Source organism: Paracoccus ravus (genome assembly GCF_004522175.1).
GTDB classification, from domain to species: Bacteria; Pseudomonadota; Alphaproteobacteria; order Rhodobacterales; family Rhodobacteraceae; genus Paracoccus; species Paracoccus ravus.
The window spans coordinates 1-25,891 of the sequence record NZ_SDEB01000009.1 but is presented as its reverse complement, the minus strand read 5'-3'; the positions used below and the strand labels follow the sequence as shown (position 1 = coordinate 25,891).

Annotated in this window: 23 protein-coding genes; 18 read left to right on the top strand and 5 right to left on the bottom strand. The window is 61.9% G+C overall.

Going from position 1 to position 25,891, the window contains the following annotated elements:
* Positions 1-3: 3 nt before the first annotated feature.
* Complete coding sequence (locus ESZ60_RS09325) at positions 4-630, top strand: glutathione S-transferase family protein (RefSeq protein ID WP_134680309.1); 627 nt, start codon at positions 4-6, stop codon at positions 628-630.
* Here ESZ60_RS09325 and ESZ60_RS09320 read toward each other — a convergent pair.
* The gene (locus tag ESZ60_RS09320) at positions 599-1,516 is read right to left on the bottom strand and encodes a LysR family transcriptional regulator (protein ID WP_134680308.1); all 918 of its coding nucleotides are present in this window, start codon (positions 1,514-1,516) and stop codon (positions 599-601) included. The genes ESZ60_RS09325 and ESZ60_RS09320 overlap by 32 nt on opposite strands.
* Before the next feature lie 147 nt (positions 1,517-1,663).
* Here ESZ60_RS09320 and ESZ60_RS09315 point away from each other — a divergent pair, with 147 nt between their 5' ends.
* From ESZ60_RS09315 to ESZ60_RS09305, 3 genes are read left to right on the top strand one after another with little or no spacing between them, the layout of a single operon-like run.
* The gene (locus ESZ60_RS09315; protein ID WP_134680307.1) at positions 1,664-2,191 is read left to right on the top strand and encodes a MarR family winged helix-turn-helix transcriptional regulator; all 528 of its coding nucleotides are present in this window, start codon (positions 1,664-1,666) and stop codon (positions 2,189-2,191) included.
* A 20-nt stretch (positions 2,192-2,211) separates the two neighbouring features.
* Positions 2,212-2,628: a VOC family protein gene (locus ESZ60_RS09310; RefSeq protein WP_134680306.1), complete on the top strand. Its 417-nt coding sequence runs from the start codon at positions 2,212-2,214 to the stop codon at positions 2,626-2,628.
* Positions 2,629-2,671: 43 nt separating this feature from the next.
* The gene (locus ESZ60_RS09305) at positions 2,672-3,157 is read left to right on the top strand and encodes a MarR family winged helix-turn-helix transcriptional regulator (RefSeq protein WP_134680305.1); all 486 of its coding nucleotides are present in this window, start codon (positions 2,672-2,674) and stop codon (positions 3,155-3,157) included.
* Here ESZ60_RS09305 and ESZ60_RS09300 read toward each other — a convergent pair.
* The 3 genes from ESZ60_RS09300 to ESZ60_RS09290 form a co-directional block, all read right to left on the bottom strand.
* A complete protein-coding gene (locus tag ESZ60_RS09300; RefSeq protein WP_134680304.1) occupies positions 3,154-4,005 on the bottom strand; it encodes an amidohydrolase family protein in 852 nt (283 codons plus the stop codon). The two genes, ESZ60_RS09305 and ESZ60_RS09300, sit on opposite strands and share 4 nt — an antisense overlap.
* A gap of 134 nt (positions 4,006-4,139) precedes the next feature.
* Positions 4,140-4,325 carry a DUF3008 family protein gene (locus ESZ60_RS09295; RefSeq protein WP_134680303.1) on the bottom strand — a complete coding sequence of 62 codons (186 nt, stop codon included), beginning with the start codon at positions 4,323-4,325 and terminating at the stop codon, positions 4,140-4,142.
* A gap of 53 nt (positions 4,326-4,378) precedes the next feature.
* Positions 4,379-4,675: a PRC-barrel domain-containing protein gene (locus ESZ60_RS09290; protein WP_134680302.1), complete on the bottom strand. Its 297-nt coding sequence runs from the start codon at positions 4,673-4,675 to the stop codon at positions 4,379-4,381.
* Between the two features lie 369 nt (positions 4,676-5,044).
* On the opposite strand from ESZ60_RS09290, the gene ESZ60_RS09285 reads away from it, so the two are divergent.
* From ESZ60_RS09285 to ESZ60_RS09255, 6 genes are all read left to right on the top strand, one after another.
* Positions 5,045-6,406: an alpha,alpha-trehalose-phosphate synthase (UDP-forming) gene (locus ESZ60_RS09285; RefSeq protein WP_245155638.1), complete on the top strand. Its 1,362-nt coding sequence runs from the start codon at positions 5,045-5,047 to the stop codon at positions 6,404-6,406.
* Between the two features lie 948 nt (positions 6,407-7,354).
* The gene (locus ESZ60_RS09275) at positions 7,355-10,144 is read left to right on the top strand and encodes a bifunctional aconitate hydratase 2/2-methylisocitrate dehydratase (RefSeq protein WP_134680299.1); all 2,790 of its coding nucleotides are present in this window, start codon (positions 7,355-7,357) and stop codon (positions 10,142-10,144) included.
* Positions 10,145-10,677: 533 nt separating this feature from the next.
* Entirely contained in the window at positions 10,678-11,682 is a 1,005-nt protein-coding gene (locus ESZ60_RS09270; protein WP_245155647.1) for a glycosyltransferase family 2 protein, read from the top strand.
* Between the two features lie 141 nt (positions 11,683-11,823).
* Positions 11,824-13,278 carry a lipopolysaccharide biosynthesis protein gene (locus tag ESZ60_RS09265; RefSeq protein WP_134680297.1) on the top strand — a complete coding sequence of 485 codons (1,455 nt, stop codon included), beginning with the start codon at positions 11,824-11,826 and terminating at the stop codon, positions 13,276-13,278.
* A gap of 29 nt (positions 13,279-13,307) precedes the next feature.
* Positions 13,308-14,123: a glycosyltransferase family A protein gene (locus ESZ60_RS09260; protein WP_134680296.1), complete on the top strand. Its 816-nt coding sequence runs from the start codon at positions 13,308-13,310 to the stop codon at positions 14,121-14,123.
* 76 nt (positions 14,124-14,199) lie between these two features.
* Complete coding sequence (locus tag ESZ60_RS09255; protein ID WP_134680295.1) at positions 14,200-15,087, top strand: polysaccharide pyruvyl transferase family protein; 888 nt, start codon at positions 14,200-14,202, stop codon at positions 15,085-15,087.
* 35 nt (positions 15,088-15,122) lie between these two features.
* Here the strand turns inward: ESZ60_RS09255 and ESZ60_RS09250 are convergent, their stop codons facing one another.
* Entirely contained in the window at positions 15,123-16,277 is a 1,155-nt protein-coding gene (locus ESZ60_RS09250) for an MFS transporter (protein WP_209021265.1), read from the bottom strand.
* 385 nt (positions 16,278-16,662) lie between these two features.
* Here ESZ60_RS09250 and acs point away from each other — a divergent pair, with 385 nt between their 5' ends.
* The 8 genes from acs (at position 16,663) to ESZ60_RS09210 (ending at position 25,773) form a co-directional block, all read left to right on the top strand.
* On the top strand, positions 16,663-18,618 hold the full coding sequence (gene acs, locus ESZ60_RS09245) for an acetate--CoA ligase (protein WP_134680294.1): 1,956 nt from the start codon (positions 16,663-16,665) through the stop codon (positions 18,616-18,618).
* Positions 18,619-18,737: 119 nt separating this feature from the next.
* Positions 18,738-18,995: a DUF4212 domain-containing protein gene (locus ESZ60_RS09240; protein ID WP_134680293.1), complete on the top strand. Its 258-nt coding sequence runs from the start codon at positions 18,738-18,740 to the stop codon at positions 18,993-18,995.
* Between the two features lie 3 nt (positions 18,996-18,998).
* Entirely contained in the window at positions 18,999-20,906 is a 1,908-nt protein-coding gene (locus tag ESZ60_RS09235; RefSeq protein WP_134680292.1) for a sodium:solute symporter family protein, read from the top strand.
* Positions 20,907-20,956: 50 nt separating this feature from the next.
* The gene (locus ESZ60_RS09230; RefSeq protein WP_134680291.1) at positions 20,957-22,774 is read left to right on the top strand and encodes a putative nucleotidyltransferase substrate binding domain-containing protein; all 1,818 of its coding nucleotides are present in this window, start codon (positions 20,957-20,959) and stop codon (positions 22,772-22,774) included.
* Positions 22,771-23,280, top strand: coding sequence for a hypothetical protein (locus ESZ60_RS09225; protein ID WP_134680290.1), 510 nt, complete (start codon positions 22,771-22,773; stop codon positions 23,278-23,280). The genes ESZ60_RS09230 and ESZ60_RS09225 overlap by 4 nt, the downstream gene beginning before the upstream one ends.
* The gene (locus ESZ60_RS09220; protein WP_134680289.1) at positions 23,280-23,648 is read left to right on the top strand and encodes a response regulator transcription factor; all 369 of its coding nucleotides are present in this window, start codon (positions 23,280-23,282) and stop codon (positions 23,646-23,648) included. The genes ESZ60_RS09225 and ESZ60_RS09220 overlap by 1 nt, the downstream gene beginning before the upstream one ends.
* A complete protein-coding gene (locus ESZ60_RS09215) occupies positions 23,648-25,543 on the top strand; it encodes a 3'-5' exonuclease (RefSeq protein ID WP_245155637.1) in 1,896 nt (631 codons plus the stop codon). The genes ESZ60_RS09220 and ESZ60_RS09215 overlap by 1 nt, the downstream gene beginning before the upstream one ends.
* 68 nt (positions 25,544-25,611) lie before the next feature.
* Positions 25,612-25,773 carry a transposase gene (locus ESZ60_RS09210; RefSeq protein ID WP_425331316.1) on the top strand — a complete coding sequence of 54 codons (162 nt, stop codon included), beginning with the start codon at positions 25,612-25,614 and terminating at the stop codon, positions 25,771-25,773.
* Positions 25,774-25,891: the final 118 nt, after the last annotated feature.

The following is a 25,891-nucleotide window of genomic DNA, read 5'->3' as shown; positions in this document are numbered from 1 at the left end:
CCCATGCCGCTATTGCACTGGTCGCCGCGCTCTCCCTATGTCCGCAAGGTCATGGTCGCGCTACATGAAAAGGGCCTTGCCGGACAGGTCCGCACCATTCGCACCCATGCCGATCCGATGATCCCGCATGAGGGGCTGATGCAGGTCAATCCGCTGTCGAAAATCCCGACGCTGGAGCTTGAGGACGGCCAAGTCCTGTTTGACAGCCATGTGATCTGCCGCTGGGCGGACCGCAACGGAACCGGCCCGGTGCTCTTCCCCGAAGACCCGATGGCCGAACGCGACGAGGCCCTGGGGACCGGCCTTCTGGATGTGGCCCTGCCTTGGCTGGTCGAGGCGCGGTTGCGTCCCGAAGAGCAGCGTTCCGAGCAGATGATCGCCGCCTATCGCAGCAAGCTGAACCGTGTCGCGGATTGGCTTGAAGGGCACGCGCCCGCGCTGGCCGCACGCCCCTTCGATATCGGCCATCTCAGCATCGGGGTTGCGCTGAGCTATCTCGATTTTCGCTTCGGGGTGGAAGATTGGCGTAAGTCGCGCCCCCGTCTGGCGGAATGGCATGCGGGCTTTGCGGCGCGGCCCTCGGTCCTTGCGACCGAGTTCAGGGACGATCCCCGCCCGCAGGCGGCCTGAGCGGGTTGCGCGCGAATTTCCTTGTGATCTCAAGGAAATTCACCACCTGCGGCGCGCGATTGTCGAGCCGGGCATGGACGGTCAGCGCCGTGCCCGGATTTTCCCCCTCATAATCGCGATAGATCACGCCGGGCCTTTGGGTCCGCGCCACCGATTCCGGCACGACCGAGACCCCCACGCCGACCGAAACCAGACTGATCGCGCTTTGGAAATCCTGAGTCAATTCCAGCTTGGCGGGCGTGAACCCCGCGCGCTGGCATAGCCCAAGGATCACATCGGCATAGCTCGGACGCGGGCGGCGCGGGTAAAGGACGAAGGTCTGCGCCGCCAGATCGGCCAATCGGATCTTGGACAGGCTCGCCAGCGGCGAATTGTCCGGTAGCGCGAGGATCAGCCGCTCGTGGCAGAGAAGCTCGCGGCGGAATTCGTCATCGACCAGTTCAGGGCGGGCGACAGCAATGTCGATCTCGCGGCTAATGAGTGCCCGGTGCAGTTCGGCATTGTTCATCGCCGACAGCGCCAGTTCGACATCAGGGTAGAAGGACCGAAAGGACTTGATCAGCGTCGGCAGCACCCCATGCGAGGCCGAGCCGACAAAGGCAATCCTCAGCCGCCCCGCGCCGCCCAGCCCCACTGCGCGGGTATCGCGCCGGGCCGCATCTAGGCGTTCGAGGATGTCTCGGGCATGATCGCGAAACACCTCGCCGGCCTGTGTCAGCCGGATCTGGCTGCGGCTGCGGTCGAAAAGCTGCACGCCCAGTTCCGCCTCGAGCGACGCGATCTGGCGCGACAGCGGCGGCTGCGCCATGTCGAGCCGCGCCGCCGCACGACCGAAATGCAGTTCTTCGGCTACCGCCAGAAAATAGGTCAGCCCCTTGAACTCCACGCCATCCCCCTCGCAGCACCTTTCTCTGCCGTCATACCGAAACGAATGGTTGAATTACATGCCAATTCATGCAAATCCAAATTTATCCCTCTGTCCGTCGCAAGTTCTGCCGCAGATACGGAGAGTTACCAGCAGGAGCCCGTGCCGATGCGCGCCCCCGAAGATGTGCCGTCCGAGGATTCCGGCCCCGCGAACCTGCTGGGCGAGGGGCGGATGCGGCCGCAATGGCCGTTTTACTGGATCTCGCGCGTGAACCAGCGCTATGCTGAGACGCTGCAAGCCCGGCTGAAGCATCTTGATCTGGACGTCTCGCGCTGGCGGGTGCTGATGTCGCTGCATGAGGACGATCTGCTGAGCGTCTCTGAAATTGCGGAATATGCGGTGCTGAAGCTCAGCACCACGACCAAGATCGTGCAGCGCCTTGTCGCGGATGGCATGGTGACGACCCAGCCCCGCGCCAGCGATGCCCGCGTCACCGAGGTGCGCCTGACCGACGAGGGCGACCGCATCCGCCGGCTGGCCCGCGCGCAGGCCGAGGCGGTCTTTGCCCGCGCCTTCACCGTCGAGGCCACGGACGAGTTGGCGGGGCTGAACGAGCTTCTGGAAAAAGTCTTCACCCGCCTGAACGATGCCGACACCCCCGCGCGACGCGCCCGCCGCGAGCGTGATCAATGACAATGAAGGAAACGCCCGCAATGCCCGCCACCCATGCCTATGTCGAACATTCCGCCTTCCGCGTGCGCGAGATCAAGCCCGTCGCGGATTTCTTTCGAGAGGTCCTGGGCATGACGGTGACCCAGGTCGATGGCAACCCGGAACATCCGCGTCAGGTCTGGCTGCTGGGCGGCGTCCAACTGATCGAGGATGCCGGTTTCGACGGCAATGAGGGCCGTTTCGGGCATCTCGGCATCGTCTGCGAGGATGTTCCCGCCGCGATCGAAGGGGCCAAGGCTTTCGGTGCGCGCTCGACCGAAAAGGGCCCGCATTGGATGCTCTTGCCCGATGGGCTCTTCATCGAGTTCCTGCCCCAGAAGAACGGCGCCGTCGCCAAGATCCGCGCGCTCGACCCCCGCGCCCCGGCTTGTCCGGAGCCTGCCCAGCCCGTAGCGTGATCTCATCCCGCGCAGGCGCGCATGTTTCAGGAAAAGCCTTTCGATGACCGAGCCGAATGCCGTCCACCGCGCCTCCCCCGAGATGATCTCGGGTCAGGTCAAGCACATGAAGAAGAACTGGCCCTTCTACTGGATCTCGCGCGTGAATGCGCGCTATGTGCAGGTGCTGGAACGGCGGCTGAAACCGATCGGTCTGGACATGCCGCGCTGGCGGGTGCTGATCTCGCTTTACGAAGAGGAATATCTCAGCGTGTCGCAGATCGCGGAACATAGCGTGATGCGGCTGAACACGGCGACAAAGGTGGTGCAGCGTCTGGCCGCTGACGGCATGGTGACGACCCGTGTCAGCCCCAGCGATGGCCGCGTGACCGAGGTGACGCTGACGGCCGAAGGCGATCGGATGCGGCAGGCGGCGCTGGAACAGGCCGAAAGGATTTTGGCGGCCTCGTTCATCAATATCACGCCTGATGAATTGGCCGCCTTGAACGGGTTGCTGCAAAAGGTCCTGTCCCGCCTCGACGAGATCTAGCCGCCGGTCGGCGGAGCCTCGATATTCCAGATCCGTCGCGCATTCCGATGCAGTATCAACGCCCGCTCCTCGGCCGAAAAATCCGCCAGCAGGGCATGGGTCGCACCGACCCATTCGGCGAGATTGGAGTGCAGCGTGCAGACCGGGCTGTCCGAGCCCCAGACGATGCGCGCGGGTCCGAAGCAGTCGATGACCTGAGAGACCCAGGGCCGCAACGTTTCGAGCGTCCAATCTGCCGTCGCATAGGCGGTGATGCCCGAAAGCTTGACATGGACATTGGGGCGAAGGGCAAGCTGCGCCATTGCCTCTGCCCAGCTCTCATGGGCACCACCGGCAATGTCCGGCACGCCGCAATGATCCAGAACCAGCACCGTGTCGGGCGCCGCATCCGCAAGCGCGATGCCCAGGTGCAATTGCCGTGCCAGAAGACACATGTCAAAGGGCAGGCCCGCGGCCCCCAATCGGCGGATATTCTCGCGAAAGGCCGGGGCTTGGGACAACTCGTCCGGCATCACATGCAGAACGCGGCGCAGGCCTTTGACGACCCGTCGGTCGAGCCGCTCAAGCCAGCTTTCGAAATTCGGGGATTCGGGACGGGCCGCGCTGATCGCACCACGGATCAATGAGCCGGGCCGGGCCATCAATTCTGCAATATAGGCGGTTTCGGCGTCGATATCGGCCTCGGCGACATCCACCTCCATATGCAGCACGTCGGTAATGCCAAGCCGCTGCGCGACGGTTTCATATTCCGCGTAGCTCCAATCCCGATCAAGTCTGTTGACATTTGCCAGCCACGGATAGCTCAGGCGGTTGCGTGCGATCAGGTGAAGATGCGTGTCAAAGATCATTCCGGCCTCTCGGTTCCTCGGTCGCCATGTTGACGCGGGGGACGCGCGGTCTTCAACAGCTTAATCGCTGGTCTGATCATTCTGGCTGCAGGGGCCGGTCTTTGGCTATGCTCAACGAGGGCAGGCGGCGGGCACTACTTCTTGACATGCTCGGGTTTGCCTTTCCGCTTCGTGCTGGCAAAATCCTCGAGCTGGTTTTCGGACATCGACTCGTACATGTCCTTGGATGCGCCGCGCAGCTCGCTTTTCTTGGTCTCGCCGCGCTTGGCCGAGAGCGCCGCTCCGGCCGCTTTCTGCTGGGCTTTCGACTTGGCTGGCATTGTGCCATCTCCTTCGATGGGGTTGGCGCCGCCTTGCGGCGACGCCGGAACCGTCAGTGATGATGCTCGGGCAGCGCTTTCAGCGCCTCCTTGGTCTTGGTCGTCACGCCGTGAACGGTGCCGTCCTGATCGCGCATGAAGTCGATCTCACCGACACGTATCGCCACGGGTTTCGCTCCGATGCCCAGAAAACCCCCGACATCGAGGATCACCTCGGCGCTGGATCCCATGCCATGAAGATGCGAGACGGTGCCAACGGTCTCGTCATCGGGCCCATAGATCGTCGCACCCGAGAGAACAGCATCGGTCAGTTCGGTTTCGGACAGTCGTTGATGCGATGCGTGATCCATTTCAGATCCTCCAGCTTGTTGCAGATGAAGGATAAACCCGTCCCCGCCGGTGATGTTTCGCTGTCTCAAGCTAACGTGAGACCTTGCGGCGGGGATGTGCCGGTTTCAGATCTGAATGCTGCAATGATCGGAAGTCCGGGTTTCCGGACGCGTCCCGACCAGCGTTTCGGTCACGATCAAACGTGGGGTCCATCACCGAAATGCTGCGCAAGGTGCTCGAACCGGATCCGCAAAACCGGGCACCCACGGCGCGATTTCAGGAACAATCCACGCAACCGGGGGTTCTATTGATGCGTCCGGTCAGCGACGCATTTCCATTTCGAGGTTACGATGGCAGGGCGGTTGATCGTCATTTCAAATCGCATTCCCATGGGTGAAAGCATTTCAGGCGGGCTTGTCGTCGCATTGCATGACGCCCTGGGTTGCTCTGGAGGAATATGGATCGGCGCTCACCCCGATCCCGGTGACGGAGATGACAGCCTTGAGGAACTCGGAACCAGCCCCTATCAGCGGCTGGCCTTTCGGCTGACAGAGGAAGAGCAGAATAATTACTACCTTGGCTACGCGAATTCGGTGCTCTGGCCGCTTTGCCACCGGCGCGGCGATCTGGTCGAGATGCGATCGGAATATGAGACAAGCTATCGCGCAGTGAATGCGCGTATCGCAAGGATCGTCAGCAGGATCGCCGAGCCCGAGGATCTCATCTGGGTCCATGACTACCATTTTCTGCCGCTTGCCACCGAGATGCGCGCGCGGGGCTTGCGCAATCGGATCGGGTTCTTTCTGCACATTCCCTTTCCCGCGCTTGGAGATCTCTCGGTCTTGTCTCAGCCCGAGCGCTTTGCCGACGATCTTGCGCATTACGATCTGGTCGGGCTTCAGACCCGCAGCGATGTCGCACGTTGCCTGGAAATGTATCGGGCGGACCCTCGGGCCGAGTTCATGCCGGATGGCAGCATCAAGTTTCTCGACAGATTCACCTCGGTTCGTTCCTTTCCGATCGGAATTGATACCAAGGGCTTTGCGGCAGATGCCGCCCAAGAGGCGGTCAATCCATTCGGGCGCGAAGAGCCGGGCAGTTACATCATCGGCGTTGACCGGCTGGATTACTCGAAGGGTCTGCCGAACCGCTTTCGGGCCTTCGCGCGCTATCTGGAAACCCGGCCCGAGGGCGTGCGCCCCTGTCTCGTTCAGATCGCGCCCCCGACCCGCCAGCAGGTGCGCGCCTATCAGGACATTACCCGCGAACTCGAGGAAATCGCGGGCCATGTGAACGGGGCTTTCGCGGAACTCGACTGGACCCCGATCCGCTATATCCATCGCGCGGTGCCGAGGGCCGAGCTTGCACGGCTGTATCGCAAGGCGCGGGCCTGTCTTGTGACGTCCTATGCGGATGGGATGAACCTTGTCGCCAAGGAATATGTCGCGGCGCAGGATCCCGAGAATCCGGGCGTGCTGCTCTTGTCGCGCTTTGCAGGCGCCGCGGAGGACATGACCGAGGCGCTGCAGATCAACCCCTACGATGTCGAGGAAGTCTCGGCGGCCATTGCCGCCGCGTTCGACATGCCTTTGGCCGAACGCAAAAGACGGCATGCGGCATGTCTGGAGATCGTGAAGAAAACCGATGTCACTATCTGGTCGACGGATTTTCTGCGCGTCCTGATGCGATGCAAGCCTTTTGCGGTGCCGGAATATCTGGGGATGCGAAGCATTCCCGACCCTGCGCTCTGAAAGGCGGGGTTTTTCGGTGCCCTCTCTGCCCAATTGTATTTCTGGCTTCGGGGCGGTTGCTTGAAAGTCGCCACAACAGAAGGAGTGGCCATGGCAGATATTTCGCGGGTTCCGGCCTAGTCGCGACTGCTGGCCCTTCGGTGATCTTGCCCCGTGTTCCTGGGCCGGTGGTTAGTTTACTCTCGGGACAATGGATCCATACTGGCACAGGATCACGTTGCCGGATCAGGGCAGGGTCCGGGGAACAGGCGGTCGCGGCAAGTCAAAGGAGGGTGCAACTCGGGCCAGCGTCGCGCTGGAGCCAGGGCCACTCACTTCGTCGCAAATGAAGGGCTGGCGGCTCGCGCTTGAGGCTGCGGGTTCTACTGACGCTTTGCACCGACAGAAGGCTGAGACAGTAGGACTGCCGGAATTGCGCCGCGAGAACCCTCTCCTGAAAGAAGGGAGCGTGGTGATGCGCAAAGCCTAGGCATGTTTCGCGCAATGGGAGGCAAAGCCGGCCTTCATCGCTTTCCGGGCTGGTGAACACGTGCCACCTGCTCATGCCAGCGTGAGTTGGTGCGCCAGGGCATGTCCTTGTCCCAGTCAGATCAGCAAAGCGTCACGCTGCTTCAGCGCCTGGTTTTAGTCGCTTCGTGGCTCGGTAGCGGGTAGGTGAGGAACTATGCCGCAGCTTTTACGTACTGAATGCGCTTGGTGAATCTGGAGGCGAAAAAGCCTTGCGACAATTTCCATCGACACGAGCCGCTGGCTGCCCCGTCATTCCCACCGCGCCAGGGGCCTTGGCGGAATGACGTCAGATCACCGTGATTTTGCCCGCCGTCGCAGCCTCTTGATACCAATCTACGGTTGGTATACTGCCGCATACAATTAGCTTGACCTTGCGCGCCGGAGCTTCTCCCGGCCCGCTTTTCCAGCTTATTCCAGCATTGCTACCCAGGGATCGTCATGAGCTTGTACACCGACTACCTAACCGAGATCGAAACCCGCAAAGGCGAAGGTCTGCATCCCAAGCCCATCGACGACGGCGCGCTGGTGGCCGAGCTGATCACCCAGATCGAGGATGCCGGAAACGAACACCGCAAGGACTCGCTGCAATTCTTCATCTATAACACCCTGCCGGGCACGACCAGCGCCGCAGGCGTCAAGGCGCAATTCCTCAAGCGGATCATTCTGGGTGACGCCATTGTCGCCGAGATCACCCCGGATTTCGCGTTTGAGCTGCTGTCGCACATGAAGGGCGGCCCCTCGGTCGAGGTTCTGCTGGACCTCGCGCTGGGTGCGGATGCCGCCATCTCCGCGCAGGCCGGCGACGTGCTGAAAACCCAAGTGTTCCTTTACGACGCCGACATGGCCCGTCTGGGCGATGCCTATAAGGCTGGCAATGCCGTCGCCAAGGAGGTGCTGGAGAGCTATGCCAAGGCCGAGTTCTTCACCAAGCTTCCGGCGGTCGAGGACGAAATCAAGGTCGTGACCTATATCGCCGCCGAAGGCGATATCTCGACCGACCTGCTCTCGCCCGGCAATCAGGCGCATTCGCGCTCGGACCGCGAATTGCACGGCAAATGCATGATCTCGCCCGCGGCTCAGGCCGAAATTCAGGCGCTGCAAGCCCAGCATCCGGGCAAGCGCGTCATGCTGATCGCAGAAAAAGGCACGATGGGCGTGGGTTCCTCGCGCATGTCGGGCGTGAACAACGTGGCACTCTGGGCCGGTAAGCAGGCCAGCCCCTATGTGCCCTTCGTCAACATCGCCCCCGTGGTTGCGGGCACGAACGGCATCTCGCCGATCTTCGCCACGACCGTGGACGTGACCGGCGGTATCGGCCTGAACCTGAAAAACTGGGTCAAAAAGACCGATGAGGACGGCAAGCCGATCCTGAACAATGACGGCAATCCGATCCTTGAACAGACCTATTCGGTCGAGACCGGCACCGTCCTGACCATCGACGCCAAGAACAAGAAGCTTTGCGACGAAGCGGGCAAGGAACTTGTCGATATCGCTTCGGCCTTCACCCCCCAGAAGGTCGAGTTCATGAAGGCCGGTGGTTCCTATGCCATCGTCTTCGGCAAGAAGCTGCAAACCTATGCGGCCCAGACCCTCGGCATCGAGCCGACCCCGGTCTTTGCCCCGAACAAGGAAATCTCGGTCGAAGGTCAAGGCTTGACCGCTGTCGAAAAGATCTTCAACCGCAATGCCGTGGGCGTGCTGGGCGGCAAGGTGCTGCATGCCGGTTCGGACGTGCGCGTGCGCGTCAATATCGTCGGCTCGCAGGACACGACCGGTCTGATGACCGCGCAGGAACTTGAGGCGATGGCGGCAACCGTCATCTCGCCGATCGTCGATGGCGCCTACCAGTCGGGTTGCCACACCGCCTCGGTTTGGGACAAGAAGGCGCAGGTCAACATTCCGAAACTCATGAATTTCATGAATAATTTCGGCGTGATCACGGCGCGCGACCCGAAAGGCGTCTATCACTCGATGACGGACGTGATCCACAAGGTTCTGAACGACATCACCGTGGATGATTGGGCGATCATCGTCGGCGGCGACAGCCATACCCGCATGTCGAAAGGCGTGGCCTTCGGCGCGGATTCGGGCACGGTGGCGCTGGCTCTGGCCACGGGCGAGGCGACCATGCCGATCCCGCAATCGGTGAAAGTGACCTTCAAGGGCACGATGCAGCCGCATATGGACTTCCGCGACGTGGTCCACGCAACGCAGGCACAGATGCTGAAGCAATGCGGCGACAACGTCTTCCAGGGCCGCGTGATCGAGGTCCATATCGGCACGTTGCTGGCCGACCAAGCCTTCACCTTCACCGACTGGACCGCCGAGATGAAGGCCAAGGCGTCGATCTGCATTTCGCAGGACGACACCCTGATCGAGTCGCTGGAAATCGCCAAATCGCGCATCCAGATCATGATCGACAAGGGCATGGACAATGCCGCTGGCACGCTGGCCGGGCTGATCGCCAAGGCAGATGCCCGCATCAACGAGATCCGCTCGGGCGAGAAACCGGCGCTGGCCCCCGATGCCAACGCGAAATACTTCGCCGAGGTCGTCGTGGATCTGGACCTGATCGACGAGCCGATGATCGCCGACCCGGACGTGAACAACGCCGATGTCTCCAAGCGCTACACCCATGACACGATCCGCCCGGTCTCCTATTACGGCGGCACGAAAAAGGTCGATCTGGGCTTCGTCGGCTCCTGCATGGTGCACAAGGGCGACATCAAGATCGTCGCGCAGATGCTGAAGAACCTCGAGAAAGCCACCGGCAAGGTCGAATTCAACGCGCCTCTGATCGTCGCGGCCCCGACCTATAACATCATCGACGAGTTGAAGGCCGAGGGTGACTGGGAGATCCTGCAGAAGTACTCGGGCTTCGAGTTCGACGATCTGAAGCCCAAGACCACCAACCGCACCGAGTACGAGAATATTCTTTATCTTGAGCGCCCCGGCTGCAATCTCTGCATGGGCAACCAAGAGAAAGCCGAAAAGGGCGACACGGTTCTGGCCACCTCGACGCGTCTGTTCCAAGGTCGCGTCGTGGAAGACACTGCCGAGAAGAAGGGTGAATCCCTGCTCGCGTCGACCCCGGTCGTGGTTCTCTCCGCGATCCTTGGCCGCACACCCAGTGCGGATGAATACAAATCCGCCGTCGAGGGCATCGAACTGACCAAATTCGCGCCGCCGCTCGAGAAAACTGGCTTGGCGCGCTCGATCCAGTTCTGATCACCTTGCCCCGGCGCCGCCACCCGCGGCGCTGGGGTCTTCAACCGTGACGCTCTTTCATGTTCGAAATGTTGCGTCCCAGGAATCGTCTCCGGCTTGTGGGCGATGTCGCACAAAATGTCCGAACTCTGAGCTAGCCCTCTAGCCGCTCCAAGGTCATTTGAAGCTGATTGTACGAAGAATACCGAAGCAACTCGGCAATTCTTCTGCCTCGGCTTTCTGCCGCCCTACGGCTGGGCCGATCACGTGGCCCAAGCCGCCAATCCTTTGGCAACGACGAGGCATACCCGGCTGCTCCTTGCACTCCGCCGTAACCCGGAGATTTCGTCCCCTTGCTCATTTTTGTCCTTTGCCACGACAGCAATTAACTGCCTTTCGGGATCACGCGACAGGTCAGCCTGTTCTGCTGCAGCCAATCAGGGCCGTTAACAGATTTCTTAGAAATTTCTGGCATCTAGTGGCTTGGAATGGCCTGATTCCAGGCACGGGAACGACCGGAATCCCTGGAAAGCGGAGATCTCGATTTGCCTCAAGTGGACGTTATCATACCGTATTTTCAAGAAAGTCCGGGAATTCTTGCCCGCGCGTTGCGCAGTGTCGGCACTCAGACGGGTATCGCGGATTTGCAGATCGAAGTCTATGTCGTCGACGATCATTCGCCGCGACCGGCAGCGTTGGAACTGACGGGTATCGTGCTGCCGGATCATGTCAGGCTTCATTTGATCGAGCAGCGAAATGGCGGACCGGGGGCGGCGCGCAACAGCGGGCTGGATGCGGCCGATCGGGCGGGTAAGGCAGAATTCGTCGCGTTTTTGGATTCAGACGACGAATGGGAACCTCACCACCTCAGCGATGCCATCGACGCCTTGCGGTACGGATACGACTTCTATTTCTGCGACACCTCACGGCCTGGGTTCTTCGAAGCCTATACCGACCAGATCCCTCTGTTCCGCGAGGGGGGGCAGAAACTGTCACGCCTTTCCGAACTGCTGAATGAGCACGGGCCGGTTCGGGGCTTTGAACCTCACGCGCTGAGCGACATCTTCTTCGAATATTGTCCCTGCCATACCTCTTCCGTCGTGATGCGGCGAAATGCGATCGGCAGTCTTCGCTTTGACACATCTCTTCGCAATGCGGGCGAGGACTGGATGTTCTGGCTAAGGGTCGAAAAGGCCGGCGCGCGCGTGGCCATTTCGTGGAAGCGGAACAGCCGTTCCGGGGAAGGTGTGAATATATTCTTCAAATCTCTCGACTGGGATACGCCAGGAACGATAAAGAGGATAGGGTGCAAATATCTGTTTTCATTGAAACTGAAAATGATTGCATCGACATCCCAAAAAGACGCGGCGGCAGCGATGCAAACGAAATATCGCAGGGCCTTTTCCTACCTTTTTGCCCGAAATGTCATGAAATTCCGCGCAATTCCGGTTGGATTGTCGCGAGAAATCATCAGACGGGATCCGGCGATATTACTCATGATGCCTTTCCTCTTTGCGAAGGTGTTCCTTACCAAATGCACGTCGGAGAAGGAGTGGTGAAGGAAATCCGCCAAAATCTGGAAAGCAAAAATCTCCGGAGTGAGAGTTTGCGTTTCATCCGGACGGAGTTTGCGTCTTTCGACCCTCCCGCCTGCCAAGGTGTCGAAAACGGATTGCCGCAGGCAATCGAAAGCTGATCGGATGGGGCAGAGTTTTCCTGACGCGCTCTCGCATTACCAATCGGGGCGCGCGCGCCGCGCCTTCACCGGGGTGCTTTGGTCGGGCATCAATGCATTGTTGCCGGCGGCCGCGGGGCTCGTCGTCTTCCTGGTCGTCTCTCGTGTCATTGGGCCGGCGGAATTAGGACATGTTGCCTTGGCGGCCGCGATCATTGGCCTGCTCGGAGCGTTTTCGCCAGCGGGTTTTGGCGATGCCCTGGTCCAAAGGGTGGATCTGAGCCCCGTGCATCTGAACGCAACCTTCTGGTTGTGTCTGCTATGGGGAGTGGGGCTCTATGGAATCGCGGTGGCGCTGGCCTTTCTGCTGCGCGACCCGATGCTGCGGCAGTTGATGCCGGTTCTTGCGCTGCGCCTGATCCCCGATCTTGGGAGCGTCGTGCCCTCGGCCCTGCTCAGCCGCCAGATGCAGTTCCGCCGCCTGGCTTTGCGCACGTTGATATCTTCGGTGCTGTCGATGCTCGCTTCGCTCGTCGTGCTCGGACTGGGCTATGGGCTATGGGCCTTGGTCACCTCGCAACTCGCGGGCGCCATGGTCGTTTGCGTTGTCAGTTGGTGGTCGATCCGCTGGCGCCCATCGTGGCGGATTGACAAAGGCGCGCTGCGCGAACTGGCAGGCTTCGGCGGATTTGCGTCGGGAAGCCGGCTGATCACATCGATCAATCTTGATCAACTGCTGATCGGTGCCTTGCTGGGATCAACTGCGCTCGGTGTCTTCTCGTTTGCCAGGCGCATCTTTCAAATGCTCAACGATGTGCTGACAGGGGCGCTGGCGGCCGTGGCCTATCCGCTGCTGTCCTCGATGCAGACCGAGCCGGACAAGTTGCGTGAGGCCTATCTTGCCACCACATTCCTCTCTGCGCTGCTGGCATTTCCGGTTTTCACAGGCCTCGGAATTGTTGGCGGTCAGCTTATTCCGCTGGTCTTTGGCGGGCAGTGGAACGCGGCGACATCCGTGCTTCAGGCGTTTTGCGCGATCGGCCTTCTCAGTTGCATCGGCATTCTTCAGGCCGCGCTGATCCGGGCGAAAGGTCGAGCGGATTGGTGGATGTGGTATCAAACCCTGCAGCAGATACTGACCGGATTGATTATTGTCGCGCTGTTTCCTTATGGCGTGACGGTCGTCGTCGTTGCGATTGCGGCAAAGACCTGGGTGGTCTGGCCCGTCGCCGCCGCCGCCGCGGGGCGCATGATCGACCTGCCATTCGGCCGATATGTCTCGCAATTTTTGGCCCCAATTTTGGGCTGCATGGTGATGGCCGCCGTGCTGATCGCCTTGCGCGAGGGGGTCGCAGCCAGCCCTGGCCTTCTGGTCGCGATGCAGATCGGGGGTGGGGTCTTGGCCTATGGCCTGACCGTGCTGTTCGTCGCGAGGAACCGCGTGACGACCTTGCGCCAGACAATTGCCAGGAAATCATAGGGAAGACAGCCGTTGAGACCGATCTTACCATGACCGTACCGCTCGTCTTCGTGATTCCCGTTCGACATCCCGCTTCGGTCAAGGACTGGACGGCCGTGCAATTTTGTCTGGCCCAGACCTTGGCATCGGTGGCGGCCCAGACCGTATCGACTTGGCAATGCGTGGTTGTGGCCAATGCTGGCTCGGATCTGCCCGTGATGCCTTTGAACGCCCGCGTCGTCTGGGTGAACCTGCCATTGCCGGAGATGCCGGACCGGAACCGAGAGCAAGAGCGATTTTACGACGCAGTTCGTCGCGACAAGGGGCTTCGCATTCATGCGGGACTCGAGGGCGTCGGCGAAGACGCTTTTGTCATGGTCGTGGATTTCGACGATTTCGTGCATCGGCGCCTTGCCGAATTCGTGGCCGCAGAGTTGGGCGCGCCCGGCTGGACGATCGATCGCGGCTATGTCTGGGGGGGCGGGTCCTGGTGCTTCGAAAAGCCCGGCTTCCATATGCTGTGCGGCACCTCTCATATCATCCGTCGCGCGCTCCTGGGCCGGTTCCTCACGGAGGATGGGCGTCCCGACATGATGGCCATCAAGCGGCGTCTGGGCAGCCACGTCTTCATTCATGACGATCTTGCGACACAGGGCCAACCTCTGGGGAGCCTGCCTTTCGCGGGGGCCGTTTATCGCGTCGGGAACCCGCAATCGACAAGCGGCAATGGGAATTTGGCCCGCCTCATGACGCCTCGGACAGACCTGATTTCCCATCCACGCAGATTTGCGCGCAATGTCTTGCGTTATCGCCGCGTCAGCCATGCCTTGCGTCGCGATTTTACGCTCCCCTTCGATCCATGGTGAGGGATGGCGCGATGTTGTCCGTGCCCGGCCATCTCCGATTCCCGCGACATACTGAAGAAGACAGGATTTTCCCGCCATGCGGCTGACATATTTTCGAGGGGATCAACCCAATTTCGGGGACGAAATCAATAGGTTCATCTGGCAAAGGCTGCTTCCGCCGGGTTTTCTCGACGAGGATCCGAGCGAGTTGTTCTTGGGCATCGGGTCGATCATCTGGGATCACTACCCTGCCAAGGCGATCAAGCATGTCATCGGGTCCGGCTATGGCGGCTATACCGCTGTCCCCGACATTTCGGATGGCACTTGGAATTTCGCTTGGGTGCGAGGGCCCTTGACCGCCGAAAAGCTTGGCCTGGATCGGTCAATCGCGCTGACCGACGCAGCCATTCTCTTGCGCGCGATTGACCTGCCTGTGGCTACCGTGAATGTCGGACCCGCTTTCATGCCGCATTTCGAAAGCGCTGCGCGTGGCAATTGGTCTCAGGTCTGTGCACGCGCCGGCGTGACCTATCTGGATCCTCGGACAGAGCCGCTGGAATTGATCTCTCGGATTCGCGGAGCAAATGTCCTTGTGACCGAGGCCATGCATGGCGCAATCGTCGCAGATGCCCTGAGGACTCCCTTTATCGCCGTCACTCCAACCCATCCCAGCCATCGCTATAAATGGGAGGATTGGGCGCAATCCGTCGAAATAAGTCTGAAGCAGGTTCAGGTCATGCCCTCATCCCTGTTGGAGAGCTATGTCGCGCTGACCGGGTTGCGCGGTCAAGGCGTGCGGTCACGCGCACTGCTGGGAAACCGCCTGCTGTCGCCGCTGCAGGACCTGGTGATCGCACGGGCGGCAAAAATGCTGTCCCGGATCGTAGAGAAGGTTCAACCCCAGCTGTCAAAGGACGCGGTCATCGAACGCGTGACCGAACAGAGCCTTTATGCGCTGAACCGGTTCGTGTCATCGCGACGCTAGGCTTCGGAGTGCCAGGGCCGATTCACGGTTCTCGTTCAGGCCCCGTTCCGCATGGCCCGCGCAAAGCCCCATAGCCCGAGCACGGGACCGGGCGCGAGGATCGCAACTGCCGACGGCCCGAATTTCGCAACTACGGCCGTCGCTGCCCAGATCGAAACCATCGTGATCGTGAAACCTATCGCGTTCTGCAAGGCCAATGCGCCTCCGACCAGATCCGAAGGGCAGGCGCGCGCGGACAGGGCCGAGAACTGAGGCGAATCCGCGACAACGGCGGTGCCCCAGATCAACAAGAGTGCCAGCAATCCCAAGGGCGAAAGGGATTGCCAGGCCAGCGCGAAAAGGATGATGCAGCTACCGGAGATCGCCAAGGCGCCCAAGGCGACCCTTGCGCTGCCCACCCGGCGCGAAAGCACGCCGCCGGCCAAGCAGCCAAGCGCGCCCGCGGCAATGATGAAAAAGGAGAGCCCCGCGACTCCCAACAGGGGGAAAGCGTCCGACAGCCCTGTGGCAGCCAGCAAGAGGGGGACGACCGTCCAGAAGGAATAGAGTTCCCACATATGCCCGAAATAGCCGGTCGCCGCGGCACGGAAGCGGGGAATTCCGAGGGCCGCGAGAACCAAACGTCTGGGTTGATGCGCCTCGCCCGCCTTGCGCAAAGGAAGATGCGGCCCGGTCCCCAGATTCTGAATAAGCGCGGCGCCCAGAAGTGCCAGAAGGGAAGAGCAGGTGATGATCCATCGCCAGGAAAGCCCCGAACCGGTGAAACGCAGGAAATGCGGCAGGGCCGTGCCAAGCGTGAGCATGGCGACCAGCAAGGCCAGCGCCTGGCCGGTGCGATCGGGCTCCCAGCTCACGATCAGCTTCATGCCTATGGGATAGATGCCCGCCAGGCTGAGCCCGACAAGAAAGCGAAAGATGCTTCCCGACAGGACATCCTGGGCCAGCCAGGCAAATCCCACATTGAAGACTGCCCCAGCCAAAGCCGACCCGACAAAGATCGTGCTTGCGCGAAACCGGTCCGCCATGCCCGAAAAAGCCAAGGCAAGCGTTCCCAGGATGAAACCCGCCTGAACGGCGTTTGTCAGCCAGCCGATATCCGCAGCACCGGCATTCCACGCCCGGGACAGATCTTCGCCGGCGCTGTTTGCGCTGAACCAGAGTGACGTTCCAAGCAACTGTGCAAGTGACACCACTGCGATCGCACTGAAAGGACGGGAAGGGCTTTTGATCATCATGCAGTGCCTCGACATCCCAAATTCCGCATCCCTATCCAGCTCAGGTTCCCGTGACCGAGCATGGAACACTGCCAGAGGTGACGCAAAGCCTGTGCAACGCGCAAGGTCCCTGCCGGACGCACCCGATGAGACAGGCAGATCTTTGCGCCGCTCTTTTCATTGCAGACTGTGAATTATTTACAAGATGGCTCGTTATATTGTGAAGCAATTTACAAAATTTCCTTTCGAAAAAAAAGGTTTACGATATCCGCGACAATGTATTAGCTTCTCTTGAATAACTGGTCCGGCGCGAGGGGAAGCGTGCCGCCAGTTTGCGGCGACGGTAAAGAGGAGGCCAGTAATGTCCATTGAAGCGATGCAGAAGCATCCCATTCCACCAGGGTTCGAGGACGCGTTGCTCAAGCCCGAGGATTATGGACGGCTTTATGCCGAGTCGGTCTCGGATCCGGCGGGTTTTTGGGCGCGCGAGGGCAGGCGGCTCGACTGGATTCACCCCTATTCGATTGTGAAGCATACCGATTTCACCTTTGGCAAGGTCTCGATCAAATGGTTCGAGGACGGCATTCTGAACGCCTCGGTGAATTGCATCGACCGCCATTTGCCCGCGCGCGCGAACCAGACGGCGATCATCTTCGAACCGGATGACCCCAAGGCGCCCGCCCGCCATGTCACCTATGCCGAGCTTTCGGACAAGGTGAACCGTTTTGCCAATGTGCTCTTGAGCCAAGGCGTGATGCGGGGCGATCGGGTCGTGATCTACATGCCGATGATCCCCGAGGCGGCCTATGCCATGCTGGCCTGTGCCCGGATCGGCGCGATCCACTCCATCGTTTTCGCGGGTTTCTCGCCGGATGCACTGGCGAACCGGATCAATGATTGCGGCGCGAAACTGGTGATCACCGCCGATACAGCACCGCGGGGCGGCCGTCGCACCGCGCTGAAATCGAATACCGATGCAGCACTTCTGCATTGCTCGGACCGGGTGCGTTGCCTTGTGGTCAAGCATACGGGCGATCAGACCACCTGGATCGACGGGCGCGATGTCGATGTGCTGAAGCTGATGGAGGAGGTCAGCCCCGACTGCCCGCCGCGGCCGATGCATGCCGAAGATCCTCTGTTCATTCTCTATACTTCGGGTTCGACCGGCAAGCCCAAGGGCGTGGTGCATTCGACCGGCGGCTACCTCGTCTATGCCGCGATGACGCATCAATATGTCTTCGATTACAAGGAAGGCGACGTCTTCTGGTGCACCGCCGATGTCGGCTGGGTCACCGGGCACAGCTATATCGTCTATGGCCCGCTGGCGAATGGCGCAACCACGCTGATGTTCGAGGGCGTGCCGACCTGGCCCGATGCAGGCCGCTTCTGGGAAGTTTGCGACAAGCATAAGGTCAACCAGTTCTACACTGCGCCGACGGCGGTCCGCGCGCTGATGGGGCAGGGACCGGAATGGGTCGACAAGCACGACCTGTCCAGCCTGCGCGTTCTTGGCACCGTGGGCGAGCCGATCAATCCCGAGGCCTGGGTCTGGTATGACAAGCATGTGGGCAAGGGCCGCTGCCCGATCGTCGACACCTGGTGGCAGACCGAGACCGGCGGCCATATGATCACCTCCCTGCCCGGCGCGATCGAAACCAAGCCCGGCTCGGCGACGCTGCCCTTCTTTGGCGTCAAGCCCGAGGTGCTCGACGCGGCAAGCGGCGAGATCCAGACCGGCAACGGAGTCGAGGGCGTGCTGGCCATCGCCGATAGCTGGCCGGGCCAGATGCGCACGCTCTGGGGCGATCACCAGCGCTTTATGGAAGCCTATTTCCAGCAATATCCCGGCTATTACTTCACCGGGGACGGCTGCCGCCGCGACGAGGACGGCTATTACTGGATCACCGGCCGGGTCGATGACGTGATCAACGTCTCGGGCCATCGCATGGGCACGGCCGAGGTGGAATCCGCCCTGGTCGCCCATGAAAAGGTCGCCGAGGCGGCGGTCGTGGGCTATCCGCATCATCTGAAAGGGCAGGGCATCTATGCCTATGTCACGCTGATGAAGGGGATCGATCCCAGCGACGAGCTCAAGCGCGAGCTCGAGACCTGGGTCCGCACCGAAATCGGGCCTATTGCCAAGCCCGACCTGATCCAATGGGCTCCGGGCCTGCCCAAGACCCGTTCCGGCAAGATCATGCGCCGCATCCTGCGCAAGATCGCCGAGAACGACTATGGCAGCCTGGGCGACATCTCGACTTTGGCCGAACCCGCCGTCGTCGAGGAATTGATCGAGAACCGGATGAACCGGACCTGACGGAATAGGGCAGGCGCGGCGGAAGAGGAGAGCCCCGCGCCTGCCCGAATACCCGACCGAAGCCGCCGAGGTCGGGCCATCGTAAAGGCGGCGCATTCATCACAGGGAGGATACGGGGAGTGAGCGAGAAACATCCCGAATATGCCTATTGGGAGGCCAATGTCCGGATCATCGGATGGTGCCTCGTCATCTGGGCGCTTGTGTCTTACGGCTTCGGCATCCTGCTGCGGCCGTTGATTTCGTGGATCAAGGTAGGCGGGACCGATCTGGGCTTCTGGTTTGCCCAGCAAGGGTCGATCCTGACCTTTATCGTGCTGATCTTCTGGTACGCGGCGCGGATGAACCGTCTCGACCGCGAACACGGGGTCGAGGAATAGGCCATGGATCAGTTTACCCTTAACCTCATCGTCATCGGGCTTAGCTTTTGCCTGTATTTCGGCATTGCGTTCTGGGCCCGCGCGGGTTCGACGGCGGAGTTCTACGCGGCGAACCGTGGCGTGCATCCGGTGATGAACGGGATGGCGACGGCGGCCGACTGGATGTCGGCGGCGTCCTTCATCTCGATGGCCGGCCTCATCGCCTTCACCGGCTATGACAACTCGACCTATCTGATGGGCTGGACCGGCGGTTACGTGCTGCTGGCGATGCTGCTTGCGCCCTATCTGCGCAAGTTCGGCAAGTTCACGGTGCCGGAATTCATCGGCGACCGCTTCTACTCGCAGACTGCCCGCATCATCGGCGTGATCTGCCTGCTGATCATCTCGATCACTTATGTGATCGGCCAGATGGAGGGCGTGGGCATCACCTTCGCGCGCTATCTGGAAGTCTCGAAATCGACGGGCCTTTGGATCGGCGCGGCGGTGGTCTTTGCCTATGCCGTTTTCGGCGGCATGAAGGGCGTGACCTATACCCAGGTCGCGCAATATATCGTGCTGATCATCGCCTATACCATCCCGGCGATCTTCATCTCGTTGGCGCTGACCGGCAATTTCCTGCCGCAGCTGGGCCTGTTTGGCACCCATGACGGATCGAATACCGAATTCCTGACCAAGCTTGATCAGGTGGTGACGGATCTGGGCTTCAAGGCCTACACGACCCATAATGGTTCGACCCTGAACATGGTGATGTTCACTCTGGCGCTGATGATCGGCACGGCGGGCCTGCCGCATGTCATCATCCGCTTCTTCACCGTGCCGAAAGTCTCGGATGCGCGCTCTTCGGCGGGCTGGGCGCTGGTCTTCATCGCGCTGCTCTATACCGTCGCTCCGGCGGTCGGCTCGATGGCGCGTCTGAACCTCTCGACCACCATGTGGCCGGGCGCGGCGACGGGCGAGACCTTCTCGCAGCCTGCGGTTTCGATTTCGGATATCGAATCGAAGCCGGAACTGAACTGGATGCGGACCTGGGCCAAGACCGGTCTTCTGAAATGGGACGACAAGAACGGCGACGGCCTGATCCAGTATTACAATGATGGTGCCGATGCTCAGGCCAAGGCTCTGGCCGCGGCAAAGGCGGGCAGCGATCAGGCCGCGATCGACGCGGCGCAGACGGCCTATGATGAAGCCCTCGCGGCGGGTATCGCGAAACTGCCGAACGCGCCTGCCGATGCGGCGAGCTGGAAAGGCAACGAACTGCCGACGGTCAGCAATGACATCATGGTTCTGGCCAATCCGGAAATCGCCAACCTGCCGGGCTGGGTCATCGCCATTGTCGCGGCCGGCGGTCTGGCCGCGGCGCTGTCGACGGCGGCGGGTCTGCTGCTGGCGATCTCGTCGGCGGTCAGCCATGACCTGATCAAGGGCGCGATCAATCCGAATATCAGCGAGAAATCCGAGCTGAATGCGGCGCGCGTCTCGATGGCGGTCTCGATCCTTGTGGCGACGCTCTTGGGTCTGAACCCGCCGGGCTTTGCCGCGCAGACCGTGGCTCTGGCCTTTGGCCTTGCCGCCAGCTCGATCTTCCCGGTGCTGATGATGGGCATCTTCTCGAAGCGCGTGAACAAGCATGGCGCGATCTGGGGGATGCTGGCGGGTATTCTGTCGACCCTGCTCTATATCTTCACCTATAAGGGCTGGTTCTTCGTCGCGGGGACCAACATGCTGCCCGACACGCCTGCAGCCTGGCTCTTTGGCATCGCTCCGGCTTCATTCGGTGTCGTGGGCGCGCTGCTGAACTTCCTCGTGGCCTATGTCGTCTCGAACGCAACCGAGGAGCCCCCGGTCCATGTGCAGGAACTGGTCGAATCGATCCGGATCCCGCGCGGCGCCGGTGCGGCCACCCATCACTGAAGCGAAAACGGTCGCGCCCCTCGGGGCGCGACCAACCCCGGATGATCGCAATGGACCAGATCAGCAGCTTTCTAGCCACGATTCATCCCTATGATGCCCTGTCGCAGGACGAGCTGGCGCGCGTCGCCCGTTTCTTCAGCCGCAGGGAATGGCAGGCGGGCGAGATCGTCTATCGCCATGGCGAGCCGCTCGACGGGCTCTACCTGATCGAAAGCGCAGGTGTCGAGGTCACCGGACCGGGCGGCGAGGCGGTGTCCTCGCTGGGCCGCGGGAACAGTTTCGGCGAGCGGGGGCTCTTGCGCGACGGTCTGGCTGCCACGTCGGCAAGGGTCAGCCGGTCGGGAACGATCCTCCTGCTGCCGCCGGTCGAGTTCCGCCACCTCATGGCCGCGAACACGAGCTTCGCGCGGTTTTTTCATCGCGGCGTCTCTCGCGCGCGGTCCGAGGCGGGGGCGCAATTCGCCGATCTGCGTGTCGCGGAACTGCTGAGCCGACCGCCGGTTTTTTGCGCGCCCGAACAGCCGATCGTCGCCGCCGCCCGGATGATGCGGGATGCTGGCATCTCTTCTCTCGGGGTCACCGCGCCGGATGGCAGGCTGCTGGGGATCGTGACGGTGCGCGACATCAGCGGCAAGGTGGTGGCCGAGGGGCGCGACCCTCAGGCGCCGGTCGCGACGATCATGACCTCCGGGCCGATCTCGCTGGGACCGGAGGCCCTTGGGGCCGATGTTCTGAACCTGATGGCCGAGCGGGGCATCGGTCATTTGCCGATCACCGAGGCCGGACGCTTTGTCGGCATGATCACGCAGACGGATCTGGCCCGGGTCCAGGCGGTGTTAGGCTCGGTCCTGATGCGCGAGATCGCCGGGGCTCCCGACGATGCCGCTCTGCGCCGCGCGACCGCGCGCATTCCCGAATTGCTCGCCAGCCTCGTCGCCGCCAGCCAGCGACAGGAGGTCATCACCCGGCAGATCACCGATGTCGCCGATGCAGTGACGCGGCGTCTGCTGCGCATGGCCGAAGAACGCCTGGGACCGCCCCCGGCCGCCTGGCTCTGGGCGGCCTGCGGCAGTCAGGGTCGGCAGGAACAGACCGGTGTCTCGGACCAGGATAACTGCCTGATCCTTGCTCCCGGCGCCGATCCCGATCATCCTTGGTTCGGTGAATTCGCGCGGATCGTCACCGACGGGCTGAACGCGGCGGGCTATGTCTATTGCCCGGGCGAGATGATGGCTTCGAACCCGCGCTGGCGGCAGCCGATCGGCATCTGGCGCGACTATTTCCGGGGTTGGATCCAGCGCCCGAGTCCCGAGGCCCAGATGCTGGCAAGTGTCATGTTCGACCTGCGCGCCATTGGCGGCGATGTCGCGCTGCTCGCCGAGTTGCAGGCCGAAACGCTTTGGGCGGCGCGCCGCAACTCGATCTTTGTCGCGCATATGATCGCGAATTCGCTCAAGCATCGCCCGCCACTGGGGCTGATCGGGGGCTTTGCCACGATCCGCTCGGGCGAGCATCGCAACCAGATCGACATGAAGCTGAACGGCGTTGTCCCGATCACCGATCTGGCCCGGATCTATGCGCTTCAGGGCGGGATCCCGGCGGTCAACACCCGGGCGCGGCTGGTCGCCGCGGGCGAGGCTGGGGTGATGTCGCCCTCGGGTGCCGCGGATATGATCGCGGCCTATGACCTGATCCAATCGCGCCGGCTGGAACATCAGGCCCGCCGGGTCCGGGCCGGATTGAAGCCCGATAATTTTCTTGCGCCCGTCGATCTGCCGGATTTCGAGCGCAGCCACCTTCGCGACGCCTTTGTCGTCGTGCGCAGCATGCAATCGGCCGTCGGCCATGGAAAAGGAGCCCTTGGATGATGAGCGGTATGGCATGGGATATTTTGGGGATGGTCGCCGTCGGCATTGGCGCGGCGGCGGCGGCATATGCCGCGATGCATGCGTTGCGAAAGGCCGGAGCAGCGGTTCCCGGCTGGATCCTGCCGGCCATTGTCGGCATTTCGATGCTCGGCTTTACGATCTGGAACGAATATAGCTGGTATTCCCGCGTCCGGGCGCAACTGCCCGATACGGTCGAGGTTCTGCAGACCGGAAGCGGGGGGAAGGCATGGCGGCCCTGGGCCTTCGTCGTTCCGATGGTGAACCGCTTTGCCGTGATCGACCGTGCGAGCGTCAGCCCGGGCGAGGCCGGGCTTCAGCGCGGCGATGTTCTTTTTGTCGAGCGCTGGCAGCCGACGCGGCGCGTGACGCTGGATTTCGATTGTGCGGGGGCGAGGCTGCGCGCGGTCTCGGGCGAGGCGGAAAGCGCCTGGCAGCCGGGCGGTGACGATCCGGCCTTTGCGGCCATATGCCGAAAGAATGGCTGATGGCGCGCATCTTGATCATCGAGGACGAGGACAATATCGCGACCGCGCTTGAGTTCCTGGTGTCGCGCTACGGCCATACGCATCGTCGTCTCGCCGAGGGGGGCGGCGCCTTGAAGGTCATTCGCGAAGAACGCCCGGATCTGGTGCTGCTTGACATCATGCTGCCCGATATCTCGGGCTACCAGATCGTCGAAGAACTGCGCGCCGATCCCGCGCTTGCGGAAGTGCGCGTCCTGATGATGACGGCGCGCGGCTCGGTGCTCGAGCGCCGCAAGGGGCTTGCTCTGGGCGCGGACGGCTTCATCGCCAAGCCCTTCGAACTGGCCGAGCTGCGGGCCGAGATGACGCGCCTTCTTGGGGTGCCGTGATGACCGGGCTTTCCTTGCGGCTCAGAATCTTTCTGATCTTCGCGGGGTTGCTGGCCGGGGTGCTCCTGGCTCTGGGGGCGGCGCTGCTTGTGGTTTGGCAAAGGCTCGACGCCGCGACGCCCGGCCTGTTTGCGACATTGATCGCGGCGGGGGCCACGGGTTTCTTCGGGATATTGCCGCTTGTACTCTGGGTCTGGCATCTCTTTGACGAACATGTCGCCCGCCCGATCGAAACGCTTGCCGGGGGGTTGCGCACCGGAACCCCGCCCGCAGAGGCCGAGGGCCGCTATCTTGCCGATCTTGGACCGGCCGCCCGCGATGCGGCGAGGGCGCGCGACCTGTCCGAGCAGGCCCTTGCCGAGGCGGTCGAAACACGGACGCGCGCCCATGTCCGAGAAAAGGAGATGCTCGAGGCCGTCCTCGGCGACATCGGTGCCGCCGCCCTCATGATCGATGCCGGGGGGCGGGTGATCTTTTTCAACGCGGCTGCCAAATCGGCCCTATCCGGGATGGTTCTGGGCTGCGCTCTGTCGCGGCATATTCGTCCAAGCGCACTCAAAGCCGCCGAACGGCGTCTGGCGGTCGCGGGCGGGGCGACCGCGATCACGGTGATGACGCTGGCTGGTCATCGACTGGCGGGGACCATGCGGGCCGTGGGTAACGAGCGGGTGCTGATCCTCCGCCCCGCCGGACAGCAGGAACGCGCCCGCGCGACCGAGCGCCTGCGCCGTCATGCGGCGACCCTGGTTCCGATCCTGGGTGCAGCCCAAGAGGCGCTGCCCCCCGCAGTCCGCAAGGCGGTCGAGGACGAGGGAATGGCGCTCATCGCGGCGCTGCGAGATATCGAAACCTCTCCGGCCAGCGGCGCGCAGGTCGAAGCCCGGGCGCTCGCGGCCTCGATCGAAGGGGCGCGCCTGGGGCGGATCGATGATCTTTGCATCGAGGCCGAGGCGGGCGGGCTTGCCGCTCTGCTCGGGCATTTGCTGCACCGGCTTGACGGATCCGGCCGAGCGGCTGTGCTGGATATTCTTGCCGAGCCGGAAGAGGCGCTGATTTCGCTGCATTGGAGTGGTGCTCCGCTCGGCATGGCGGAACTGGATGAATGGCTCGACGAGGGGCCTGACGCGGATCGCCCCGGTATCAGCGGTGCGCTGCTTGCGGTCGAACTGGGCTCGGGGCTCTGGACCGAAACCACATCCGACGGCGGACGCATTCTCATGCCCTTGCCCGCCGGCATCGGTCAATGCGCCTTGCCGGTCAACCTGACCTATCGGCCTGCCGTCTCCGATGCCGAGACGCTTTCACAATTGACCTTTGTGGTCTTCGATACCGAGACCACCGGTCTTGCGATGACCGACCGGATCGTCCAGATCGCGGGATTGCGCATCATGGGCGGCCATTTGACGGGCGAGCGTTTCGAGACCTTGGTCAATCCGGGACGGCCAATCCCAGCTGCGGCTTCCGCGATACATGGTATCACGGACGCGGATGTCGCCGATGCCCCTGCTTTGCGCGAGGTTCTCGCCTCTTTTCGCCATTTCACCGACGAGGCCGTTCTGGTCGCGCATAACGCGCCCTTCGACATGGGACTTTTGCGTGCGGCCGAGAAAGACACCGGCGTGCAATTTCCGAACCGTGTGCTGGACACGGTCCTGCTTTCGGCGATGCTCTGGGGACAGGCCGCGCCGCATACACTCGAGGCATTGGCCGAGAGGCTGGGCGTTGCGATCCCCCCTCATGCCCGCCACAGCGCGATGGGGGATGCCGAAGCCACGGCCGCGATTTTTCTGCGGATGATCCCTGCTTTGGAAGCAAAGGGATTGGACAAGCTTGCCGCGATCCGGGTCGAGGCGCGGAGCCATGGCAGACTGATCCAAAACGCTGATCGCGGCTAGGGCCTGTTGACATTCAGGATTCCTGCTGCGGCTGATTTCTGATTCAAGCTTTCCAAAGGGAGGCCTGAATGGACGAACAGCGGTTTGTGGTGTCGGATAGGGTTTGGCTGTGCCTTGAGCCGCACCTGCCCGGAAAGAAGAGCGACAGCGGCGTGACGGGCAAGGATAACCGCCTGTTCCTGGAAGCCGTTCTATGGCGGGTGCGGACGGGCCTGCCGTGGCGCGGGTAATCCTCCCCATGGTTAAGGGGCTGCATAAGTAGAATTTTCTCGTAGCGTGAGCTGAGGAGATTCGAATGAGAAAGAGCCGTTTCACGGAACCGCAGATCATGGCTGTGCTTCGTCAGGC

What these genes read in the sequence shown, in the direction of transcription:
- ESZ60_RS09325 (WP_134680309.1), top strand. Translation starts at nt 4, where the DNA reads ATGCCGCTATTGCACTGGTCGCCGCGCTCTCCCTATGTCCGCAAGGTC.
- ESZ60_RS09315 (WP_134680307.1), top strand. Translation starts at nt 1,664, where the DNA reads ATGCGCGCCCCCGAAGATGTGCCGTCCGAGGATTCCGGCCCCGCGAAC.
- ESZ60_RS09310 (WP_134680306.1), top strand. Translation starts at nt 2,212, where the DNA reads ATGCCCGCCACCCATGCCTATGTCGAACATTCCGCCTTCCGCGTGCGC.
- ESZ60_RS09305 (WP_134680305.1), top strand. Translation starts at nt 2,672, where the DNA reads ATGACCGAGCCGAATGCCGTCCACCGCGCCTCCCCCGAGATGATCTCG.
- ESZ60_RS09300 (WP_134680304.1), bottom strand. Translation starts at nt 4,005, where the DNA reads ATGATCTTTGACACGCATCTTCACCTGATCGCACGCAACCGCCTGAGC.
- ESZ60_RS09295 (WP_134680303.1), bottom strand. Translation starts at nt 4,325, where the DNA reads ATGCCAGCCAAGTCGAAAGCCCAGCAGAAAGCGGCCGGAGCGGCGCTC.
- ESZ60_RS09290 (WP_134680302.1), bottom strand. Translation starts at nt 4,675, where the DNA reads ATGGATCACGCATCGCATCAACGACTGTCCGAAACCGAACTGACCGAT.
- ESZ60_RS09285 (WP_245155638.1), top strand. Translation starts at nt 5,045, where the DNA reads ATGGGTGAAAGCATTTCAGGCGGGCTTGTCGTCGCATTGCATGACGCC.
- ESZ60_RS09275 (WP_134680299.1), top strand. Translation starts at nt 7,355, where the DNA reads ATGAGCTTGTACACCGACTACCTAACCGAGATCGAAACCCGCAAAGGC.
- ESZ60_RS09265 (WP_134680297.1), top strand. Translation starts at nt 11,824, where the DNA reads ATGGGGCAGAGTTTTCCTGACGCGCTCTCGCATTACCAATCGGGGCGC.
- ESZ60_RS09260 (WP_134680296.1), top strand. Translation starts at nt 13,308, where the DNA reads ATGACCGTACCGCTCGTCTTCGTGATTCCCGTTCGACATCCCGCTTCG.
- ESZ60_RS09255 (WP_134680295.1), top strand. Translation starts at nt 14,200, where the DNA reads ATGCGGCTGACATATTTTCGAGGGGATCAACCCAATTTCGGGGACGAA.
- acs (WP_134680294.1), top strand. Translation starts at nt 16,663, where the DNA reads ATGTCCATTGAAGCGATGCAGAAGCATCCCATTCCACCAGGGTTCGAG.
- ESZ60_RS09235 (WP_134680292.1), top strand. Translation starts at nt 18,999, where the DNA reads ATGGATCAGTTTACCCTTAACCTCATCGTCATCGGGCTTAGCTTTTGC.
- ESZ60_RS09230 (WP_134680291.1), top strand. Translation starts at nt 20,957, where the DNA reads ATGGACCAGATCAGCAGCTTTCTAGCCACGATTCATCCCTATGATGCC.
- ESZ60_RS09225 (WP_134680290.1), top strand. Translation starts at nt 22,771, where the DNA reads ATGATGAGCGGTATGGCATGGGATATTTTGGGGATGGTCGCCGTCGGC.
- ESZ60_RS09220 (WP_134680289.1), top strand. Translation starts at nt 23,280, where the DNA reads ATGGCGCGCATCTTGATCATCGAGGACGAGGACAATATCGCGACCGCG.
- ESZ60_RS09215 (WP_245155637.1), top strand. Translation starts at nt 23,648, where the DNA reads ATGACCGGGCTTTCCTTGCGGCTCAGAATCTTTCTGATCTTCGCGGGG.
- ESZ60_RS09210 (WP_425331316.1), top strand. Translation starts at nt 25,612, where the DNA reads ATGGACGAACAGCGGTTTGTGGTGTCGGATAGGGTTTGGCTGTGCCTT.